Annotated in this window: 12 protein-coding genes; 7 read left to right on the forward strand and 5 right to left on the reverse strand. The window is 69.7% G+C overall.

Annotation, left to right across the window (positions count from 1 at the left end):
* Window positions 1-338 precede the first annotated feature (338 nt).
* Complete coding sequence (locus TR48_RS35190; RefSeq protein WP_042374651.1) at window positions 339-1,088, reverse strand: hypothetical protein; 750 nt, start codon at window positions 1,086-1,088, stop codon at window positions 339-341.
* Between the two features lie 279 nt (window positions 1,089-1,367).
* Here TR48_RS35190 and TR48_RS35195 point away from each other — a divergent pair, with 279 nt between their 5' ends.
* From TR48_RS35195 to TR48_RS39495, 4 genes are read left to right on the forward strand one after another with little or no spacing between them, the layout of a single operon-like run.
* Window positions 1,368-3,107: a hypothetical protein gene (locus TR48_RS35195; protein ID WP_174501766.1), complete on the forward strand. Its 1,740-nt coding sequence runs from the start codon at window positions 1,368-1,370 to the stop codon at window positions 3,105-3,107.
* Window positions 3,104-3,901 (forward strand): hypothetical protein, encoded by a 798-nt coding sequence (locus TR48_RS35200; RefSeq protein ID WP_052443305.1) that lies wholly within the window; start codon window positions 3,104-3,106, stop codon window positions 3,899-3,901. Before TR48_RS35195 ends, TR48_RS35200 begins: the two co-directional genes overlap by 4 nt.
* Window positions 3,902-3,913: 12 nt before the next feature.
* Complete coding sequence (locus TR48_RS47005) at window positions 3,914-8,413, forward strand: hypothetical protein (RefSeq protein WP_042374654.1); 4,500 nt, start codon at window positions 3,914-3,916, stop codon at window positions 8,411-8,413.
* Complete coding sequence (locus TR48_RS39495; protein WP_236652466.1) at window positions 8,410-9,486, forward strand: Wadjet anti-phage system protein JetD domain-containing protein; 1,077 nt, start codon at window positions 8,410-8,412, stop codon at window positions 9,484-9,486. The genes TR48_RS47005 and TR48_RS39495 overlap by 4 nt, the downstream gene beginning before the upstream one ends.
* A 66-nt stretch (window positions 9,487-9,552) precedes the next feature.
* Here TR48_RS39495 and TR48_RS35215 read toward each other — a convergent pair whose 3' ends face one another.
* The 4 genes from TR48_RS35215 to TR48_RS35230 are packed head-to-tail and all read right to left on the reverse strand — an operon-like array spanning window position 9,553 to window position 14,387.
* Window positions 9,553-10,893 carry an AAA domain-containing protein gene (locus TR48_RS35215; RefSeq protein ID WP_042374655.1) on the reverse strand — a complete coding sequence of 447 codons (1,341 nt, stop codon included), beginning with the start codon at window positions 10,891-10,893 and terminating at the stop codon, window positions 9,553-9,555.
* Window positions 10,886-12,388 (reverse strand): hypothetical protein, encoded by a 1,503-nt coding sequence (locus tag TR48_RS35220; RefSeq protein WP_042374656.1) that lies wholly within the window; start codon window positions 12,386-12,388, stop codon window positions 10,886-10,888. Before TR48_RS35220 ends, TR48_RS35215 begins: the two co-directional genes overlap by 8 nt.
* On the reverse strand, window positions 12,385-13,515 hold the full coding sequence (locus TR48_RS35225; protein ID WP_042374657.1) for a hypothetical protein: 1,131 nt from the start codon (window positions 13,513-13,515) through the stop codon (window positions 12,385-12,387). Before TR48_RS35225 ends, TR48_RS35220 begins: the two co-directional genes overlap by 4 nt.
* 41 nt (window positions 13,516-13,556) lie before the next feature.
* A complete protein-coding gene (locus TR48_RS35230) occupies window positions 13,557-14,387 on the reverse strand; it encodes a hypothetical protein (RefSeq protein WP_042374658.1) in 831 nt (276 codons plus the stop codon).
* Window positions 14,388-14,520: 133 nt separating this feature from the next.
* Between TR48_RS35230 and TR48_RS35235 the strand changes: the two genes are divergently transcribed.
* The 3 genes from TR48_RS35235 to TR48_RS35245 all read left to right on the forward strand — a co-directional run.
* Complete coding sequence (locus tag TR48_RS35235) at window positions 14,521-15,834, forward strand: metallophosphoesterase family protein (RefSeq protein WP_042374659.1); 1,314 nt, start codon at window positions 14,521-14,523, stop codon at window positions 15,832-15,834.
* Window positions 15,831-19,022 carry an AAA family ATPase gene (locus TR48_RS35240; protein WP_042374660.1) on the forward strand — a complete coding sequence of 1,064 codons (3,192 nt, stop codon included), beginning with the start codon at window positions 15,831-15,833 and terminating at the stop codon, window positions 19,020-19,022. Before TR48_RS35235 ends, TR48_RS35240 begins: the two co-directional genes overlap by 4 nt.
* Window positions 19,023-19,136: 114 nt before the next feature.
* Window positions 19,137-19,703: DEAD/DEAH box helicase family protein (locus tag TR48_RS35245; RefSeq protein WP_042374661.1), on the forward strand; the 567-nt coding region annotated here is incomplete at its 3' end.

Below are 19,703 nucleotides of genomic sequence, written 5' to 3' on the forward strand. Positions count from 1 at the left end.
TTCGATCGATGAAGACCGCTCCCGCCCCGACCAGGTGCCAGCTGCGGGCCGGACCCGGTTCGGTGCGGGGAGAGGGAAGACGCCATCGAAGCAGAACCTGGGGGCGCCCAGGGCTTTCCTGGCACGCTCTGTGGTGGATGAGTTCCTGACGTGCTCCCGTTGCGTCGACTCCCAGCAAGCGGCCGAGCTTGCGCCGATAGCATGCACCGTGTCCCACAGGCAGAGCACGACCGATCGGGGGAGTCGTGTCCGACTTCGTGCCAGCCGCACGGCCGAACAGTGAAGCGGTGCTGGCGGTTGCGCACCGCACCGCCGCGCGCAGCCTCGAGCTGATCAGGTCACAGCTCACGGTGCAATGGCGCTACCCGCTGACCAGTAGCCCCGTCGACCTGACCGCGGTGGGCGCCGGCGTTGTCGTCGCAGGCACAGAAGTTCTTGACCTGACGACCGGCCGGTTGCTCTGGCGCACGCCCGCGCAGCCGGCCCTCGTCGTCGATGAGGCGGTCGCCTTCCAGGAACAGCTCGGGCCGGTTGACGGCGAACCAGGTCTGCAGCGGCGTCACGGGGGTGGTGCGCGAGGTGGTGTGCACCACCGCGTCATCGCCGAGCGGTCGGTAGACGAGCCCCTTCCCGTCCTCGTAGTCGGCCTCGTAGGGGACCCGCCATGCGCCGGTCACCAGGGAGAACCGGAAGGGGCCGGTGGGGGAGTGGTCGTCGACCTCGAAGTCGACGTCGGCCAGTGGGTAGGAGCGGCCGTCGTAGCTGACCGTCATCCGGTCGCGGTCGCCGAGGTAGACCTGCCAGGGCCATTGCACCGCCAGCAGCACGAACGCGGGCCGCTCGGTGATGTCCTCGGGGATGATGAACCCGTCGAAGACCCGCTCCAGGTTGATTGTGTCGTCCAGCAGCTTGCTGCCCTGCAGGTCGCACCAGTCGGTCCACGCTTTCAGGCTCGGAGCGGTGGCCGGCGCCCAGAACCGCCCGGACGACGCGGCGCTGATGGAGACGCTGTCGCCGTGGTCGACTCCGGTCGCGGCGATGTGGGTCTGGCTCTTGTGCTCCTGGGCGCTGTCGAAGCCCTGGGACACGTCGCTGCCGACGTGCAGAGAGAACCGTGAAGTGGTCGCGGGCGTCCTTGAGTCCGACGTTGGTGGGCACCAGCCGGTCTAGCCTGGCCAGCACCCGATACGTGTGCGCCCCGCTGATCAGCTCGCAGTCCTGGCCCAGCACCGCCTCGGCGAGCTAGGAGCGGGACTTCTCCGACCCGTGGACGTACAGCAGCCGCCGGTCCGCGTCGAAGTACAGCACGTACAGCTCGAACAGGACCTGCTCGAGGGCCTGCGGCGCGCCCACCGCACCGGGGTGCGGTGCTCGACGACGAACCAGGCGACCGCGTTGTCGGGGCCGCCGACCGCGACGGTGTCGTCGAGGACCTGGCTGGCGTTGCCGCCGAACCTGCCCAGCGCCCGCTCGGGCACCTGGGCTGTGCCCCGACACCTGAGGACAGCTTCCGGTCTCTCGGGGAACGCAATCACGCCCAATCGATCAGCGAACGAACAAGGACAGGAGATGTGTCAGTGGATGCCGCTAACGTCGAGAACGTGGCTGCCCAGCATGTGCTGTTAGACACCGGCTTCGCCCAGCGCGTCAAAGCGCTGGCGTGCACGGCCCCTCTGCATGACCTGGATGCGCGCAAAGCGGCCGTCCAAAGCGCAGACCTGACCCGCTATCAAATGGCCGAGCTCGCACTCCATGCGATCGACCTGGTGACCCTCGCCATGGACTTCGCGACCGGCGCATCCTCCGAGACAGTGGTCGCAGACCTCTCGCGCTATGCCGCGGAACAAGCATCCGACCGCCCCGAGTCCGAACACGAGCGCGCCGCCCGCTGGGTGCTGGAGAACCTGCTGAACGTCGGATCCGCCGACCGCGGATTCCGAGCCGTCTACGGAGTACGCACCCCGGATGGCCAGTACGAGCGGCGCGACTTCGACTTCAAGCTCCTGGAGGAAGTACCCGGGGCCGACGGTGAGATCTACCTGCGTGCCACGAACGAGGCAGTGAACGTCCTCGTCGGCGCACTGGAGGTGGACATCGAGTCCGCGCAGGTATCCGCCGACGTCCGACTGGAAACACTGATCCGCCGCGGCCGGCTGTCAGACGCCCAGGCCGCCGCCCAGGCCGCACGCTACCGAACCATCCAGTACGCCGAGATCCTGCGCCAACGACTGGAAGCGACAAGCCGTGACGTGCGCACCGTCGACTGGCTGACCGCCATGCCGACGTTCATCGCCGAAGCCCTGGACCACATCGAAGCCCGCTACAAGGCCGAGAACGCCATCTTGGTGAACATCACCGAGGCCCGCGACACCGCCGACACCCCCGACCGCAAAAGGCAAGCCGCCGCGCTGGTGGACATCGTCCGAGACTGCCTGCGCCGCCACGAACAACTCCAAGGTGCACTGCAGGAAGCAGGGCGGCGCTTCCGTACCGAGCAGGACCGGCAGACCTTTGCCGCCCCGGCCGCACGCGCCGACCTGGACCTGCACGCCCAACTCCTGCAGCCGACACTGCAACTGCCGGTACGCGATGCGGACAAGGCCCTGAGTGTGTTCTTCACCAGGGGCGTCGGGCTAGCCGTTCCGCACGCCCTGCGCCTGGTGGACATGTTCACCCTGCTGACCACCCCGCCCCCGGAGCGGGAGGTGCTAGGTGCCGCGGTCGAGGAACCGGAGCTGTCCGACGAGCCCGAACCCGACGCCTTCCCGCCCGAATGCTACGACCACCTGGAGCGCCTGCTCGACCTGGACCCGCAGGCACCGCGGCGCCTGTCCGGCCTGCTGGAGGAAGCCAGAACCCTGCACCCGCAACTGCCGCTCCTGACCGTCGTGCGGGTCCTGGCCCTCGCCGCACAAGAGATCGGCCCCGCCGTACGCCACGGCGCCGCGTCGGTGCTGATAGCCGTCGATGACGGCACCCATCTGAACGATCCGGACTTCGCTGGCGCCGATCTCATCGTGGCCCGCGCCGCGATCACCCCTTCGCCGGCATCAACCGACACCGAGAGCGCCCTGCCGGACGCGATCCAGGAAAGGGGCGCCGCGTGAGCAGCACCGACACCACCGCCGACGCGGCCCGCCTGATCGGATTCGGGCTGCGACCGCGCTTGCTGCCGGTCCGGGACGAGGAGTACCGCCAGCTGGTCCAGCGCTTCCGCAGCGACGACCAGTTCGCCGCCGTCACCAACGCGATCGCCACCGGCCTGGACCTGGTCATCCTCGAGGTGACCGAACGCACCGGCATCGTCATCGCCTCCACCGAGGAGAGCATCTTCGCGATCCGCATGACGGACTACGCGCGCCGCACCGGCGGCGAGGGCAAAGCACACGAGCGGGTCCTGCACGCGCTCGCGCACCTGGGAGCCGCCACACTCGCCTTCCCTCGCCCGGCCGACCTGGCCGACCCGACCCACCTGGGCCGCATCACCACCGAGGGAGTCGAGGCCTTCGTCCGCGAGGCAGCCACCCGACTGGCAGACCAAGCCGCAACCGACGGAGGCGACACCGACCCGTCCAGCGAGCAGCCCGGACTTGAAGCCGCGTGGCGGGCATACGTGCGACGAGCTCGCACCGGATCCACCGGAGACGGGCGCAAACTGTCCACCTCGACCACCGGCATCGTCGGCAAGGCGCTCACTTTCCTCGCCGATCAAGGCCTGCTGGTGCGCACCGGCGACGAGCGCGGAGGCACATTCCGCACCACGCCGCGCTACCGCACCCAGGTCCGAGAAGCCGGCGTGGTGATGTTCGAGGAGCTGGTCGCCCTCGGCATCGCCGAGATCACCGACGGATCGGGCACCCTCACCGTCGAGTGGACCGCCGCCGACGTCGCCCAGCTGTAAGAAGGGGAAGCCTTGTACGAGCTCAACCGTGTCCGCCTGTTCGGTATCGGCCCCCGCGGCGCCCGGTTCACCGACGTGACCCTGGACCTGTCCGGTGTCGGCCAGCCCACCGGCACCGGGAGCCTCTTCGAGGCCCCACCGCGCCGCCCCAGCCCCTACAGCCTGCTCATGCTCGAGAACGGCGGAGGCAAGAGCGTCCTGCTCAAGCTGATCTTCTCCGTGATGCTCCCGGGCAAGCGCAACACCTTGGGCGGCTCCTCGGGCGTCCTCGAGAAGTTCGTGATCGGCGACGACCCCGGACACGTGGTCCTGGAGTGGATGCACGTCAAAACTGGCGCGCGGATCATCACCGGCAAGGCCTACCAGTGGCGGCGCGACTCCCGCGGGAAGCACGACAGCAGGCTCGGCGAAGCCTGGTGGTCCTTGCGACCTGGGCCCACGATCGAACTGACCAGCCTGCCGTTCACCAGCGACGGCCGCCGACTGAAGCTCAACGGCTTCCAGGAAGCCCTCCAGGAAGCCGACCGGACCCACCCCGCTATCCAACTCTCGTGGACCGGATCGAACCAAGGGGAGTGGACCGACCACCTGCGCAGCCTGGGCCTGGAACCCGACCTGTTCGCGATCCAGCGCCGGATGAACGCCGACGAGGGAGACGCCGCACGGGCGTTCACCTTCAAGAGCAGCAAGGAATTCATCGACTGGCTGCTCACGGTGGTCCTGGACCCGCAGGACGCGGCCAGCGTAGCCGGGAACTTCGACAGCTACGCCACCACGGTCGGCGACCGGACTGCGATGCTCCTGGAGCGGGACTTCACCGAAGGCACCGTCGCAGTTCTGCAGCCGGTGGGCCAGGCGCACACCGCCGCCGTGCGGGCACGCAGCCGTCTGGGCGAGGCGGAGCAGGCCGTAAGGGACTTGGCCCAGGCGCTGACTGCCCGGCACGGTGCCGAGGAGGACAGCGCTCGAGAGCTCGTCGAGAATCATGGCCAAGCGGTGGCCCTGGCCGGCGCGCGGGAGACCGACCGTGACCGCGCCCGGGATACGGTCAACGAGATCCGCCGCCAGACACTCACGCTCGCACTGCGTGACGCGGAGAAGCAGCAGGGCGACATCAAGGCCGCGCTGGACGACGTCGAGCTCCAGCTGTTGGGCTGGGCGGCAAGCGAGGCCGTCGAAGCGCGGAACCAGGCCGCCGCAGACGCCAAGGCCCTGGCCGCCCGCATCGCTGATGCGGAAGAGAACGCCCGCCCCGCGCTGGACGCCCGCGATGGCGCCGCAGCCCAGCTGCTCGCGAAGCTGCACCACGAAGCGACCCAGGCACGAACCGCCGCTGACACCCTCGACCGCAAGGTCGAAGAGCTCAAAAAGGTGGCGGCCGCTTGGGACAAGAAACGAGACGAGGCCGTCCGGGCCGAAACGAAGGCCGACGGCGACCGCCGTACGGCCTTGGGGAAGGTGGCAGACAGTGACCGCCAGATAGAGGACGCCGAGTGCAGCGGCGTCCTGGCCCGCGGCGTCGAGGTCGCTACCGCCCTTGCAGCCAGCCGCCAGCTAGCAGAACGTCTCGCAGGCGAGCTCTCGACTCTGGAGACGGAATCCGCACAGGTCACGGGCGACCTGAACGCCGCCCGCATCCACACCCACGAAGTCCGGGGGAAGCTGGCAGACGCCCGGAACACGCACCAATCCCTCGTCGCCGAACTGCAAGGACTGACTGAACACGCCGAGCGCTTCGCTGCAGACGAGGACATTCAGGCAGCACTGGGCGACACAGCCATCGACACCATGACGATCGATGCCTCCGCGGAAGGGCTGCTCCACCGACTGGGCGACGATCGCGACACCCGCCAAGAGCGCCTCGACACACTGCGCTCAGGCCAGCGCGACGACCAACACCTCCTCACCGCACTCGGAGACGGCGGCCTGCTGCCGGCCAGGCCCGGGGTGGACGCCACTGTGGACGCGCTCAACACCGCCGGCATCGCCGCGCACGCCGGCTGGCGCTACCTCGCACACAACGCGTCCGCGCGAGAGCGTCAAGCCCTGATCGCTGCCCACCCCGACCTTGCCGACGGGGTCGTGCTCCTCGACCCTGAACAACTGGGGCGCGCCCACGAGATCCTTGATACGGAGCGCCTGCTGCCGACCGCGGCAATCGCTGTCGGATCCGCCGCCGTATTGCTGACCGCGGTCGAGGCAGCAGACGACCGCTTCGTCGTTGAGCCGAACCCCGCCATGTTCGACGAAGACGCCGCGGAGGCGTGCCGTCTGGAACTGCGGGACGCCATGGCCGCCCGAGGCCAGGAGATCGCCGAGCTCTCCGAACATCAAGATCGCATCCGGGACCTCCTCGCGGACCTCCAGGCCTGGCGGCGCACGTGCCCACCGGGCCGCCTTGCCGAACTGGCCGAGCGGGTCTCCAAGGCCGAGACCGACGTGACTGCCGTCAGCGAGCGATTCCAAAAGGCCTGGGAGGCGGAAGAGGCACTGCAGATCCGAGAGGCCGCCTACCCCGCTCGTCTGACCGAACTACGCGGACATGAGCGCTCTGCGGCGGACACCTGCGGCGCCCTGGAACGGCTTGCCGTCACGGTCGAGCAGGCGTCCGCAGCCCAACGTACAGCCGACGAGCTCGAGCCCGTGATCGCGGCCGCCCAGGAAGCCGTCGAGGAAGCCGTCGCCGCCCGGGACTCCGCCCTGGACGACGCAGAACGAGCGGCGCGGGACGCGGAAGGCGCGCGCAGCCATTTTTTTTTCAAGCAGAAGACGGCATACGAGATCGCCACCACCAGCGGCGAAGTCGCCCCCGTCGTGCCGCCACAGAGCCTGTCCGCCCTCCGCCAGACCTACCTTGCTGCCGACGCCGCCTATCGCGCGGTCGAAGTCGGCGCGGATCTGCGAGCGGAGGCAGAACGGGCTGCCCGTGACGCGGCCAGGCACCGCAGCGACGTCGAACGGCTCCCGGCCGAGGTGATCACCCTCGCGGAGCAGCTGCTCGCCACGCCAGCCGGGGCGGAGTCTGCCGGCCGGCAGCTGCAGATTGCACGAGCGGGTCGCGAAAAGTCGCGTCTGAGCCGGGACTTGGGCAACGCGGGGGAGGAGGTAGGGCGCCTGGGCAGCGAATGCCGTGCCGCTAGCCCCGAAGGCGACCGGAACGTGTGGATCACCCTTCCGTCCGATCGCCGACCCACCAGCGTGGCCCAGGGCCGTGATCTGCTGGAGGCAGCGCAAGCGGACCAGCGCCAGGCACAGGACGCCCTCGACACCGCCACCCGCAGCGCGCAGGACCTCGAGCGTCTCTCCCAGCAGGCAAGCGAGGCCGCCCGCGCCTTCCGCGAGGTCCTCGCGCCCCTGCAGAGCACGCTGGAGGACATCCCCCACCGCACCACTGCTGCAGGCGAGAGCACGGCCGCCCCGGAGCCCTACGCCCACACCATCGAGGCAGCGCAAGAACACTCCGAGACCGTGCGCCTGACGCTCCGGAAGGCCCGAACCGAAGAATCGGCCGCATCCAAGAAGCTCAACGAACTGGTCGACACAGCTGTCGGCTTCGTCAGCGAGCCCCGCTTCGAAGACACCACCGCCATCGTCAGGCGCGCGATCATCGGCCTCGGCCGCGAGCAGCTGGGGGCTCGGGCCGCGGAGTTCGCCGACCAGCTCACACAGCGCCTCATCACGTTGAACACGGATCTGGACAACGCCACCAAGCACCGCAAGCTGATCACCGAGCGCCTCGCTGCCCTCACCGACGGGGCACTGAAGACACTGCGCACAGCATCCCGCCTGTCGCGACTCCCCGCAGGCCTCGGCGACTGGCAAGGCAAGGAGTTCCTCCGCATTCGCTTCACCGACCCCGACCCCGGTCTTCTGAACGCCCGCATCGGTGAACTCGTCGACGAGATCGCTGCCACCGCCCCACTCCGCGCTGCCGTGCCGCGCAACTCCTCCAAACGCGACGGCCTCACGCTTCTCCTGCGCTCCGTCGAGGCGGCCGTCCCCAAGGGCTTCACCGTGGAGATCCTCAAACCCGACTCGGTCCTGCGTGACGAGCGCGTCTCCGTTGAGCACATGAACGACGTTTTCTCGGGCGGACAGGAACTCACCGCCGCCATCATCCTGTACTGCACCATGGCCGCCCTGCGCGCCAACGAACGCGGCCAGATGCGAAGCCGGCACTCCGGCGTGCTCTTCCTGGACAACCCCATCGGCAAGGCCAGCGCCACCTACCTCCTTGACCTCCAACAAGGAGCAGCTACCGCACTGGGCGTCCAGCTCGTCTACACCACTGGGCTGGCCGACGACCGCGCCCTGTCGGCCTTCCCACTGTGGATCCGCATGCGCAACGACGCCGACCTGCGAGCAGGCCTCAAACACATCCGCGTCGACCAGACCGTCCGTACCCTCCTGCCCGACCCATACGACGAACCAGACGCCGCCCAGCCCCACGAGCACCCCCACGGCACCGTCACCGCCAGCCGCGTCCACCGCCGCCCCGCGGGAACGCCATGATCCACAGCCGCCCTGAAACCACACGGGTTCCACTGTCCCCACGAGCGTGGCGGCTCGCAGCCGCCTTGGAGGACTGGCCGCGCCGCACACTTACCCAGGACGAACTGTGGCAGGTCTTCGCCGCAACAGACCCCGCCTCCGCGATGAGCCCCACCCGCCGCTCCGACCTCGCCGACATCCTGCACCGCCTGGCAGGCGCCGGTCTGATCACCTGCTCGCGAGCCCAGGACACATCGGCAACACCCGCACTGCCCACTCGGATAACCCTTCCGAGCCAGTCGCCTCAGGAACCAGCCGCCGCTCTCGCCCGCACCATCGCTTGGCGCCCCGAACTGGCCTGGGCCGTTTCCATGCGCCTCACCATCGCCCAGATCCACGTCCTACACGCCATCAATATCTGGTTGCGCGACCACAGCCGAGACGAAGACGTCGTCCCTCTGCGCGAGCGCTCCCTGGAGGTCCTGGGCCACGAAAAGCGCCTGGACGCGCTCTTGAACACACAACTGTTCGCCCCAGGACGGCTGAGTCTCGACCTCCTGCGCACCTTCCGCACCCGCCCGCCACTACCTGCCCGCTGCATCGGCTCCGGGCCGGTCCTCCTCGTGGTCGAGAACGCCGACACCTACGACACGCTCACCCGAACTCTTGCCGCCGACCCGGGGGACGTCGGCTGGACCGCCTGGGGGGTCGGCGGTGCGTTCGAAGCTTCCTGCGCCTCCGCAGCGGACCTCGAAGGCGTTCGCTCGATCGCCTACTTCGGCGACCTCGACGCAGACGGCCTCCGCATCCCGTCCAGCGCGGCCCGTACCGCCGAGCGCGAAGGCCTGGCCCCGGTCCGCCCCGCGACGGGCCTCTACCGCCTGCTCCTCGATATCGGTATCCCCCAGCCCGGGCAACCACCTCAGCCACCACACAGAGCGGCGGAACTCGCCCAGTGGCTCACCAAGCCGGAGGCCGAGCGAGCCAAGGAACTCCTCATCGGTGGAAACCGCCTTGCTCAGGAGGCAGTAGGAGTTCGGGTCCTCCAGAGCGAGTGCTCTCGCCGGTGGCGCGAAGGCCTGCAGGCGATGTAGCCCGGGTGCCGAGCTGGGCTTGTGCCTTCATCGGTTCGAGGGCGCGTGATGACGTTCGCGTTCAGGTCATGCTGCGACGCGGTGTTGGGCGAGTTTGGCCAGTACGACCTGGTTGGCTTCCCAGCCGTCGGGGAACTTTGCCGGCACGGACAGGTGGACTGGGTCGGTGGAGGGGTGGCTGTCGAGGAGGTCGGTGATGCCTTCGCGGGCGACGACGATGCAGGCCTGGCGGTGGCGGGAGGTGAGGACGCACAGCCGTCCGGCCTCGAGGTGGAACGCGGTGGCGTCGCGGCGGCCGGACAGCGGGTGGACGACGATGACGACTTCGAACTCGCGTCCCTGGAGCCGGTTCGCGGTGTCGACGGCTACGCGAGCCGCGCCTGGGTTGCCGGTCCGGGTGAGGGCGGCGCGGACCAGATCGGCCTGGTCGCGGTGGGCGACGCCGATGGCGATGTCGCTGGCCTGGAGGGGACGGCCGCCAAGGTGGCGTTCACAGGTGGCGACCGCTCCTCGGGCCAGGAGCCGGGCGGCGAGGTCCGCGGCGGTCTGGATGGTCTGGGTGTCGGTGCGCGGGACGTGGCGGCGGGGGAGTTCGTGCAGCGCCCAGCCGGTGGTGAACGCCATCGCGAGGGTCTCGTCCAGGTCGGTGTTGCCGAACCCGGCGGTGCTGAACTCCATGGCGCGTGTGCCGTCGCGGGTTCCGGCGGCGAAGCCGCTGAAGGGGTAGAAGGCCTGGGAGATGGTGGGGGCGGCCGACACCGGGAGGCGCCAGGACACGGGCAGCCGGTGCACGGGGATGCCCGGGTTGTGTTCGAGCATCACGGTGACGCCGTTCTGGGTCGGGTCGTGCGGCAGCCCGGTCCACCGTTCGGTGCCGACGACGGTGAACGGGTCCAGCTGACCCGGGTCGCCGACGAACAGGCCGCGGTCGAAGCGTTCGACGATCTGCAGGAGCATGTCCGAGCGCATCTGGTAGGACTCGTCCAGGATGGCCCAGCCGAATGTGTCGTTGCGGACGCTGGCCCACTTGGCCGCGGTGCCGACGATGACCTGGCAGCCGGTCAGGTCGGCCAAACTGGTGCCGACGCTGGTGTTGGCCGGGGCGTTCACTGCGGCTGGCGGGACGTAGTCGCTGCCGCTGAGCCGGCCGATCGCCAGGCCGGGGTGCCGTGCGGCCAGGGCGAGGACCAGGTCGTCGACCTGGTTGTTGGTCTGGGCGACGATGATCGGGCGTTCGCCTCCCGCGGTGAGCTCGGCGGCGGCGCGGACCACCAGGGTGCTCTTGCCGGCGCCGGGCGGGGAGTCGACGACGACACCCCGGTGGCGGGTGCCGTTCAGGTCGGCCAGGATCGCGGCGATGGCCGCGTCAGCAGCCACCGCCGGGTCGGGCGTCAAGAGGTCAGTCATGGCCCCACTCCTCGGCGGCGTCATCGGATTCGGGGTCCGGCCCGTCGGGCGGGGCGGTGTGCGTCCACGGCATGCTGTCGGCTTCCGGGAACTGCGGGTTCGGGCGCCATCCCGGGTCGGGAAGGTAGGCGAGGCGCTGGCCCACCTCAGGCACGGTCCCCTGGGCCGGGACGCGGGCGCGCCCCATGCCGCCGGTGATCTCCACGGTGACCAGTGTCGCCGCACCGTCGGGGGCGGTGGAGACGATTACGGCCCGGTGACTGGCGGGCAGGGTCGGGCTGGGGCTGATCAGTTTGGTGTCGCCGGCCAGGCGCAGGGGGTCCTCGGTGCGGACGACGATCCGCGGCCGCGGTACCCGCCTGTTCCTGTCCGTGGTGACCACCCGGCCGGGCTCGGCGTCCACTACCGTTCCTGCGAAGGCCTCGCCGACGCTGCGCCGGTCGGCCAGCACGAACGGGTCGTCGAACGCCATGTCGGCCTCGTAGTCGGCCAGTGCCCGCTCCAGGCGGTTCAGGCGCCGGGCTGCGCCGACCGCGGCGTCCCGCTTGCGCTGGGGCAGAGCGCCGGAGTCCTGGTAGTCGGAGTAGTTGGTGAAGGCGATGCAGTCACGTTCGAAGCGCCGGGCGGCCCGGGGCGCCTCCGGGACGGACCGCAGCAGCGAGACGGCGTTCCACATCGTGCGCCAGGTGGGTTGGATCTGCTCCGCGATCAGGTCCCGCAGGTCGGACTCGGCGTCGGCCAGCGCCTGCGGGTCACCCAGGCGGTTGGCGGTGTCGAACCGTCTGATCGCCGGCGCCAGGTCGCGGTTGTCGAACTCGGGCGACGTCGTAGGCCCGGCCGGCGGCCAGACGTCCGGGTTCTCCGCATCGGCCAGGGCCTGTTCGACGCTCAGCCCGGGCGGGGGAGAGATCCAGGCCATGAGCGAGGCGAGATTCTGGTCCTCCAGCGTGCTCTGGCCGGTGGCCCAGTGTTCGGCGAGCATTCCGGTGACGGGCAGCAGCATTGAGGTGCCGGCCTCCTCGGCCGCATCGACCAGGAAGGTCAGCCACATGCCGAACTCGGGCACAACCTCCTCAACTGCGTAGGGGCCGCTCACCTGGCGGAACCGGCACATGCGTCCCAGATCGGCCAGGGCTTTGATGCCACCGGGGTTCGGGACCAGGATTTGCGGCGCGTCGGTGTAGCGGGAACGGTCCCCGTCCGTGCGGCGGTCCTGACGGAAGGAGTTGATGTAGTCCATCACGATCTGCCCGAGGGAGGCGGCGAACGCGAACCGCTGGTCTCGGTTGCGGGGCTGCTCCACGACCAGCAGGGTTCGTTCCCGGCGGGCGGAGCCGACCATCACGGCCAGAGGCGCTCCGGCTTCTCCGGCCATCGTCAGCGGTATGACCACGAGCGGCCGGCCCGACAGCCGCCGGTGCCGGAACGCGGTCAGCGGTACCGCCCGCCAGGTCTCCATCGCTTCCAGATGCGCCAGTGCCGACACCATGCTCATGCCGCACCTCCCAGTTCGGCGCGCAGTCGGGCGGCATGCCGCAGCGCGACGGCCATTTCGGTCTGGTCGTCGGTCGGAGCCAGCTGCCCGCGGGCCAGACCGAGCGCCATGGTCGCGGTGTCGATCCCGCCGAGCTGCTCGCGCACCGCTGGCCCGAGCACGTCCAGGGACGCGTTCGCGCGAGCACGTGAGCGGCAGTAGAACGCCATCTCGCAGTGGTTGAGGCAATCCGGGCGGTACGTCGCGTCCACCTGATCCAGGGCCTCGGTCAGCTCCTCGGCCGGGCGCCGCGGCCGGTCATCGGCGTCCAGGTTGAGATCGAAGGTGAGCCCCTCGGGCAGCAGTTCCACCAGGTCGCCGATGCGCGCTATTCGTTCCAGCTGCCGGGTCAGCGTGGCGACCTGCTTGCGGGCGTCGACGAACGCGGCGGTGGGGCGGTTGGTGAAGTCCTTCGGCGCGACGAGGATGATCTGGTCGGACACGGCCTGCGGACCGATGCCGGCCTGCTCGAGCATCGCGCGCAGCGCGATGACGTACGCGCACGCCTGCGTGGTCGCCGACCGCACCTGCGCGGGGGAGGCCTGCTCGTCGATGATCGGGAAGCTCTTGATCTCCACGACGTGGAAGCGGTCGTCGATGCGGAAGGCCACCAGGTCCGGTTCCAGGAATACCTCGTGCCCGCCGACCACCAGGCGCAGCATCGGGTGGTCGTACAAGGTGCTGTCTCCCTGCCCGAGGGCGGCCCGAACCAGCAGGTGCGTGGTGCGGGCGTGGCGGACATCGGGACGGCCGTCGCCGCCGACGTCGTTCAGGTCGATGTAGCCCACCTCCGGCAGCGTCAAGTGCAGGGTCTCGCGCAGGACGCGCAGGAGCTCTGCGCAGCCGTTCGCTTTCACCATCGCTTCGAAGGCGTTGCCGCGGGCGAGCGCGAAGGTGGACTGGCCGAAGGGGGAGGGGAAGCCGGCGCGCGCGGCGATCGCGGCTTTGTCGGAGCCGGAGGAGTCCAGGAGGGCGCGCAGTGTGCAGCGGGGGTTGTTCTCCAGAGCCGCCAGCGACCGGGCGCTGTAGGGCAGGCGCCTTGAGGAGCCGCGCAGCGCGGCCAGGCGGTCGTCCACTGGTGCGTTCACGTGTCGGGATCCTTGCGAGGGATAGGGGACCGTGGGGATTGTCAGTCCAGGGCCCGTAGGCGTCTGGCGTCCTGCAGCGGGGCACCGAACAACTGCTGGTCGTCGCCGAGCACCTTGCGGGCCCGCCGCGCGGCCTCGGTCCGGGTGGCGCGGTCGGCGTCGGCGTGGACATCGAGTTCAGCCCGGGCCGCGTCGATCACCTGCTGCGGGTCAGTTCCCTTCGGATGGACGGAGGTGTCGGCCGGGATGGCGCCGGGGATGTTCACGGCGAAGCGCCACAGCAGCCTCGTGGCCGCCGGGCTCGCCGAGTCGCCCGAGGTACGTACCGCCTCGGCGATGCGAACCGCTCCGGTGAGAAAGTCGACGCGCGGCGACAGCGGGCCGATGATGCGCTGCTCCAAGGACCAGGTGCTGATCGTGATCAGCGCCCTCACCGGTGACAGCAGGTCGTGGGTCAGTGCCGGGCACAGGTAGTACGGACGGCCTCCGGGACTGGACCGGTAGGAGCGTTCTTCATCCCGGCGCAGGCTGGAGAGCTTGGACGCGGACAGCTCGCCCGGGAAGAACGCCTCGTGGACGGAGACGATCAGCTTCGGCGCGGCCGCGGTCCCGAGCAGCATCAGCGCCCGGTGCACGTGCTCGCGCGCCGGGAGCTGCGCCCCCCGCGCCGAGGGCATCGTCGCCGGCTCGGAGTGGCGCGGAGCAGCGGCCGACTCACCGGTGTCGATGAGGGCGTCCCAGGCCCGCTCCGCGCGACGCAGTTGCGCCCGCAGTTCAGTGGCACGCTCGGTGTCACCGGCTGCCGAGGCGTCGCGGATCGCGCGGCGCAGGGCGCTGATGCTCTTCTCGAGGGCGTCCAGCGGATCACTCATAACTGCAGACTACCAGAGTTCCAGAATCTTCCAGAGTTTCCCAGGGTTCGGTGTAGAGTCGGTGGTGCCGAACCTCCGATCGCGGCGGCACAGCCCCGCGCCGGCCTGCAGACCATTTCCTGGAGGCAAACCCGTGACAGCACGTATATTCCACACCTCCGACTGGCACCTCGGCCGGCAGATCGGCCGCTTCCGCCGCGACAGTGAGATCGACGCCGTCCTCGAGGAGGTCATCGAGATCGCCGACGACTTCCATCCCGACCTGATCGTGCACAGCGGTGACCTGTTCGACGGCCCCCGCCCAGGCCTGGACGACATGCGCCGCGCCGCAGAAGCCCTGCGTCGCCTCGGCCGGATCGCGCCCGTGGTCGTCGTCGCCGGCAACCACGACACCGCCTACGTGCTGGCCTTCCTGGAGTACGTCCTCAACGGCAGGGACTCCCGCACGGGTGACCTGGCCCGGGTCCGCTTTGCCACCGACGCCCGCCCCGACGGACTGCTGGTTGCCGAATACCCTGCCCAGGAAAGCGAACTGACGCTCCGTATCGGCGCACTTCCCTACCTGCACCCCAACCGGTTTACCTACGACTTCAGCGACCCCGCGATGATGACCGCCACCTACGCCGACCGGATGCGCACCGTCCAAGCCGACGTCTACCGCCGCCTGGCCCACGGCCGCGGCGCCCAGGACATCCTGCTCTTTGCTGCCCACATGTTCGTCGAAGGCGCTACTCCTTCCTACACCGAGCGGCAGATCTCCCTCGCCGCCGAATACGCCACCGCGGCAACCGACCTGCCCGACGTCGCCTACGGTGCCCTCGGCCACATCCACAACCCGCAACCCGTCGGCCGCGTCGGATTCCCGGCCTACTACGCCGGCAGCCTGCTGCAACTGGACTTCGGTGAGACCGGCGACACCAAGGCCGTGGTCCTGGCCGAGGTCGGCCCGAACCGCGAGCCCCGCATCGACCTCGAGCCGTTGACCACCGGCCGCCCCTTGATCCGCCTCCAGGGCACCCTGGAAGAGATCGAGCCCCGAGCCCGCCGCGTCGGGGACGCTTGGGTGAAGGCCGAGGTGATCGTTGAGGCCCCGAATCCGTACCTGGCGGACACCCTCGCCAAGATGATGCCCAAGGCGACGATCGTCACCATCGACGAACACCGCACCGGGGCCGCCGACCGGGTACTGCACCGGGAGACCACCACCGGGGACCTTCCCAGCATCGAGGAGCTGCTGCACGACTACCTGGCCGACCATGGCACCACCGGACCAGCCCTGGACCGTGCCATGACCACCTTCGCCCACCTTCGCGCCGAACCCGACCCGGACGACCTCGCACCCTGCTGCGAGGAAACCCTCCTCGTGGACGTCCTCGCCGGCCGGCCCCTCGACCGCTCCGGCCTGTCGACTGTCACGGACACCCCCGGAACGGAGACGGCCCGATGAAACCGCAGAAGCTGTCCCTGACGGGGTTCCGCAGCTACCCCCATCCCGCCACCGTCGACTTCACCGGCAAGAACCTGGTCGCAGCCCTCGGCGACACCGGCGCCGGCAAGAGCACCCTGCTCGACGCCATCACCTTCGCCCTGTTCCGCAAGAGCTCCTGGGACGCCAAGGAACCCCGGCAACTCATCGCCGACGGCGCGCAGGCCATGAGCGTCGAGCTCACCTTCCTGCACGACGGACAACGCTGGCACGTCCACCGCACCATGCACCTCACCAACCCGAACGCGGGCCGGCATCACCTGGAGAACCTGGACACTGGCGAGCAGGTCGACGGTGCCGCAGCCATCGACGCCCGGATCCAGGCAGTGCTGCAGATGGGCTACGAGACCTTCCTGCGGGTGGGGCTGCTCCCGCAGGGGAAGTTCGACCAGCTCCTGACCGCCAGCACCATGAAACGCACCGAGCGGCTGCGGGAACTGTTCGGCGCCGAGTCCCTCGAGGTGGTGCGGCGGATGGCCGGCCGCCAGCGCGACTCCCTCAAGGATCTGCTGTACCGGGCCCGAGCAAAGCGCGACTCGATGCCCGGCAACCCCGAGCAGGCTGCTGCCGACGCCGGCACGGCCGCCGACGAGGCGGCGAGCCAAGCAGAGCGCCTGAAGACCTCCATCGACACCATCACCGCGCTGCGGGACAACGCGGCTGCGGCCCGTGCTACCGCCGCCGCGGCCGCCACCGCGGCGCAGACCCTGTCGACGCGCACGGTGACCGACGCGGACGCCGCCCTGGATGCCCTGGATGCGGTCGCCGCCGACATCGCCGTCCGACGTGGAACCTTGGAAGGACGCGCGGAGGCAGCCGAGCGCCAGGAAGACGAACTGGCCGCAGCGCTCACCGCGGCGCAGGAACAAGGCGAGAGCCGCGAAGCCCTCGTCAAGGCCGCCATGATCCTGCAGAACCTCGCCAGCGACGCCGCGGAGCACCGCAACGACCGCGACCTGCTCGCCACGCAAACCCGGCAGCTCGCCGACGAACGCGACGCTATCTCCCAGGCCGAGACCGAACTGGCCGAACGTGCCGAACAACTGACACCCCTGGCCACGGAGGCCCTCACCGCCGCCCAAGCGAGCTCAGAGATCCGCAAACGCGCCACGAAGGCCCGCGCCCGGGTGGACGCCGCCCTCTCGGCAGCCCACCGCACAGCTGAGACCGCCGGCGCCCACGAGACCGCGATCGGAAGACTCGACACCCTCCGAGCTGGCATCAGCCCCTTGGAAGAGGAAGCAACCGCGACCGATCAGGAACTGACGAAGGCCGAAGCCCACCAGGCGTCCGTCCAACTGCGTGACAAGGCTGCTGCGCTTGCCGCCGAACTGCACCCAGGCGACGACTGCCCCGTATGCCGCCAACTCGTCCCGCCCGCCTTCGCACCCGCGTCGAAGACCGATGCGACCGAGCTGAGCGCCGCAACCACTCGACTGAGCACCGCGAAGGCCGCCCACCGCAAAGCCGGTGAGCGGCTTACCGAAGCCCGTGCCGCGGTCACGGCCGCCGAAGCCACCGTGCGCGAACGGGCGGGGGAGTACCAAAGCGCCCAGCAGAAGGCGCAGGAAGCCGCCGCGGAAGCGGTCACTTCCCTCGAGGAACTCGTCACCTTGGCTGACGGCACCAGAACCGGCTTCGATGCCGACTCCGCCGCGCAGCGGCTGAACGCGATCAGTGCCACCCTGAGCCTCCCGGCGGCCGACGGCGTCACACAACCCTCACTGCCCGACACCCCGGAGATCACCGACGCGATCGCCGCCTGCGAAGAAGCTGCCACCACGAACGCCGAACAACTGCAGGCCGAACACCACCGGCGCGCCGCCCAGATCGACGCCCAACGCACGACCCTGAACGGGCGCAGGACTGCGCATGAGCGGGCCAGCGACCAAACCGCGGCAGCCTCCAAGCGCCACACCCGCGCCCTGGCCAACACCGCCGCCGAGGTCGGTACGCTTCCCCGCCGCATCCAGGCGCTGCTGCCCGACGACGCGATCGACGTGGTCGCAGACCAGGCAGACGCCGCCGCAGCAGCCGTGGCAAATCGTCAGGCCGAGGTCCAGTCACTGTTCGACCGACAGGAGACCGCCCGAGCCGAAAAGGCCGCAGTACTCGCCGACCAGCGATCCCTCGACCGGGAGGAAGACACCACCCTTCACCACCCGCTGACCGAACTGAGCAGCAACCTGAACCGATGGGCCGAAGCAGTCGGCGAAGCCGCCACACATCTCGACCCGATCGACCAGTCGCACCTGCCCAAAACCCCCGCCGAGCCAGCAATCCCCGCCCTCCGCCGATACGCCGCCCAACTGTCGACCACCGCCTCCACACTGACCCAGAAGCTCACCGAGCGGTCCACCACCTCCGCCGACCGCGCCGCGACCGCGCAGGCCGACCTGCGCGAGCACGCCGCCACGCTCACCGACATCGAAGGCTTCGACCTCACAGCCGACCTGACCGAACCCCAGGCACTGCACCCCCTCGTCGCCGCACAAGCAAACGCACTCAAAGAAGCCAAACACCAGCGAAACAACCAGCAGGAGGCACAGGCTCTGATCAAACCGGCCGCCGACCTCGACCACGCCATCGCCGCAGGCGAGGCCCGCCACGACGCACTCGAGGTCCTGCGGCGCGAACTGGTCGACGCCAAGTTCCTGGGCCACCTCACCCTGCTGCGCACACACGCTCTGCTCGGCGTTGCCAGTGACCTGCTCGGGCAGATGTCCGACAAACGGTTCGGCTTCGCCGACACCTTCGAGATCGTCAGCAGCGACTCCGGAGTCATCCACCACCCCAACCGGCTGTCCGGCGGGGAGAAGTTCCTGGCATCACTTGCCTTGGCCCTGGCACTCGCCGAACTGCACTCCCGCAGCGGGCCGCGCCTTGGCTCACTGTTCCTCGACGAAGGCTTCGCCGCCCTCGACACGAACACACTGGACTCGGCTCTGGAGGTGCTGCGCACCCAAGCCGGCAGCGACCGCCTCGTCATGGTGATCAGCCACCTGCACGCCGTCGCCGAAGCCGTCGACGACGTGCTCTGGGTGGAACGCGGCTCCGCCGGCTCCTCAGCACGCTGGCTGACACCGGCCGAACGGGACGAACTGGTACAGGCCGATCTGGCCAGCGGTCTGCAGGCGCTGGCCCGGTAGCCCCCGAACAACCGAATCGGACGCAACACCGCAAACAATCAGCACCGCGCACGCTGCCCTGGGCCGCTGCGAGACACTGGCCCAGGGCAACCCTTCCGATCGCTAGGTGGAGCAATGACCGACGCCACGGCCTCTCCCGCGCACTCCCGGGCAGAGCCGCGCCCGCATCAGCGCGACGCGATCATGGCCGGCGCCCGGCAGCTGCGCCCGCGGGGGAGCCGCGCGTTGATCACCTCGGCGTGCGGCACCGGCAAGACCCTGATCGGGATCAGGATCGCGGAGAACCTCCAAGCACGCCTGATCCTCAACGTGGTGCCCACCCTAGACCTCCTCGCGCAGACCGCCCTGGCATGGCGCAAGGAAAACCGCTGGGAGCCGGCAGTGGCGGTCTCCTCGATGGACGCCGACGCCCACGACACCCTGCGTGCCAACCGTGTCGGTGGCACCAGCGACCCCGTCGGCCTGGCCCGGGCTATGGCCGTCCTGCCACGCTTGACCGTCTTCACCACCTACGCATCCCTGGACAAGATCGAAGCTCTCTGGCACCAAGACCTCAACGTGCCCGCGTTCGACCTCGCCATCGTGGACGAGGCCCACCGCGTCTCCGGCCGCGCCGACAAGACCTGGGCCACCATCCACGACGCCGCCCGAATCCGGGCCGACCGCCGTCTCTACCTGACC

Source organism: Streptacidiphilus neutrinimicus (genome assembly GCF_000787815.1).
Lineage (GTDB): Bacteria > Actinomycetota > Actinomycetes > Streptomycetales > Streptomycetaceae > Streptacidiphilus > Streptacidiphilus neutrinimicus.

What these genes read in the sequence shown, in the direction of transcription:
- TR48_RS35230 (WP_042374658.1), bottom strand. Translation starts at nt 14,387, where the DNA reads ATGAGTGATCCGCTGGACGCCCTCGAGAAGAGCATCAGCGCCCTGCGC.
- TR48_RS39495 (WP_236652466.1), top strand. Translation starts at nt 8,410, where the DNA reads ATGATCCACAGCCGCCCTGAAACCACACGGGTTCCACTGTCCCCACGA.
- TR48_RS35220 (WP_042374656.1), bottom strand. Translation starts at nt 12,388, where the DNA reads ATGAGCATGGTGTCGGCACTGGCGCATCTGGAAGCGATGGAGACCTGG.
- TR48_RS35240 (WP_042374660.1), top strand. Translation starts at nt 15,831, where the DNA reads ATGAAACCGCAGAAGCTGTCCCTGACGGGGTTCCGCAGCTACCCCCAT.
- TR48_RS35215 (WP_042374655.1), bottom strand. Translation starts at nt 10,893, where the DNA reads ATGACTGACCTCTTGACGCCCGACCCGGCGGTGGCTGCTGACGCGGCC.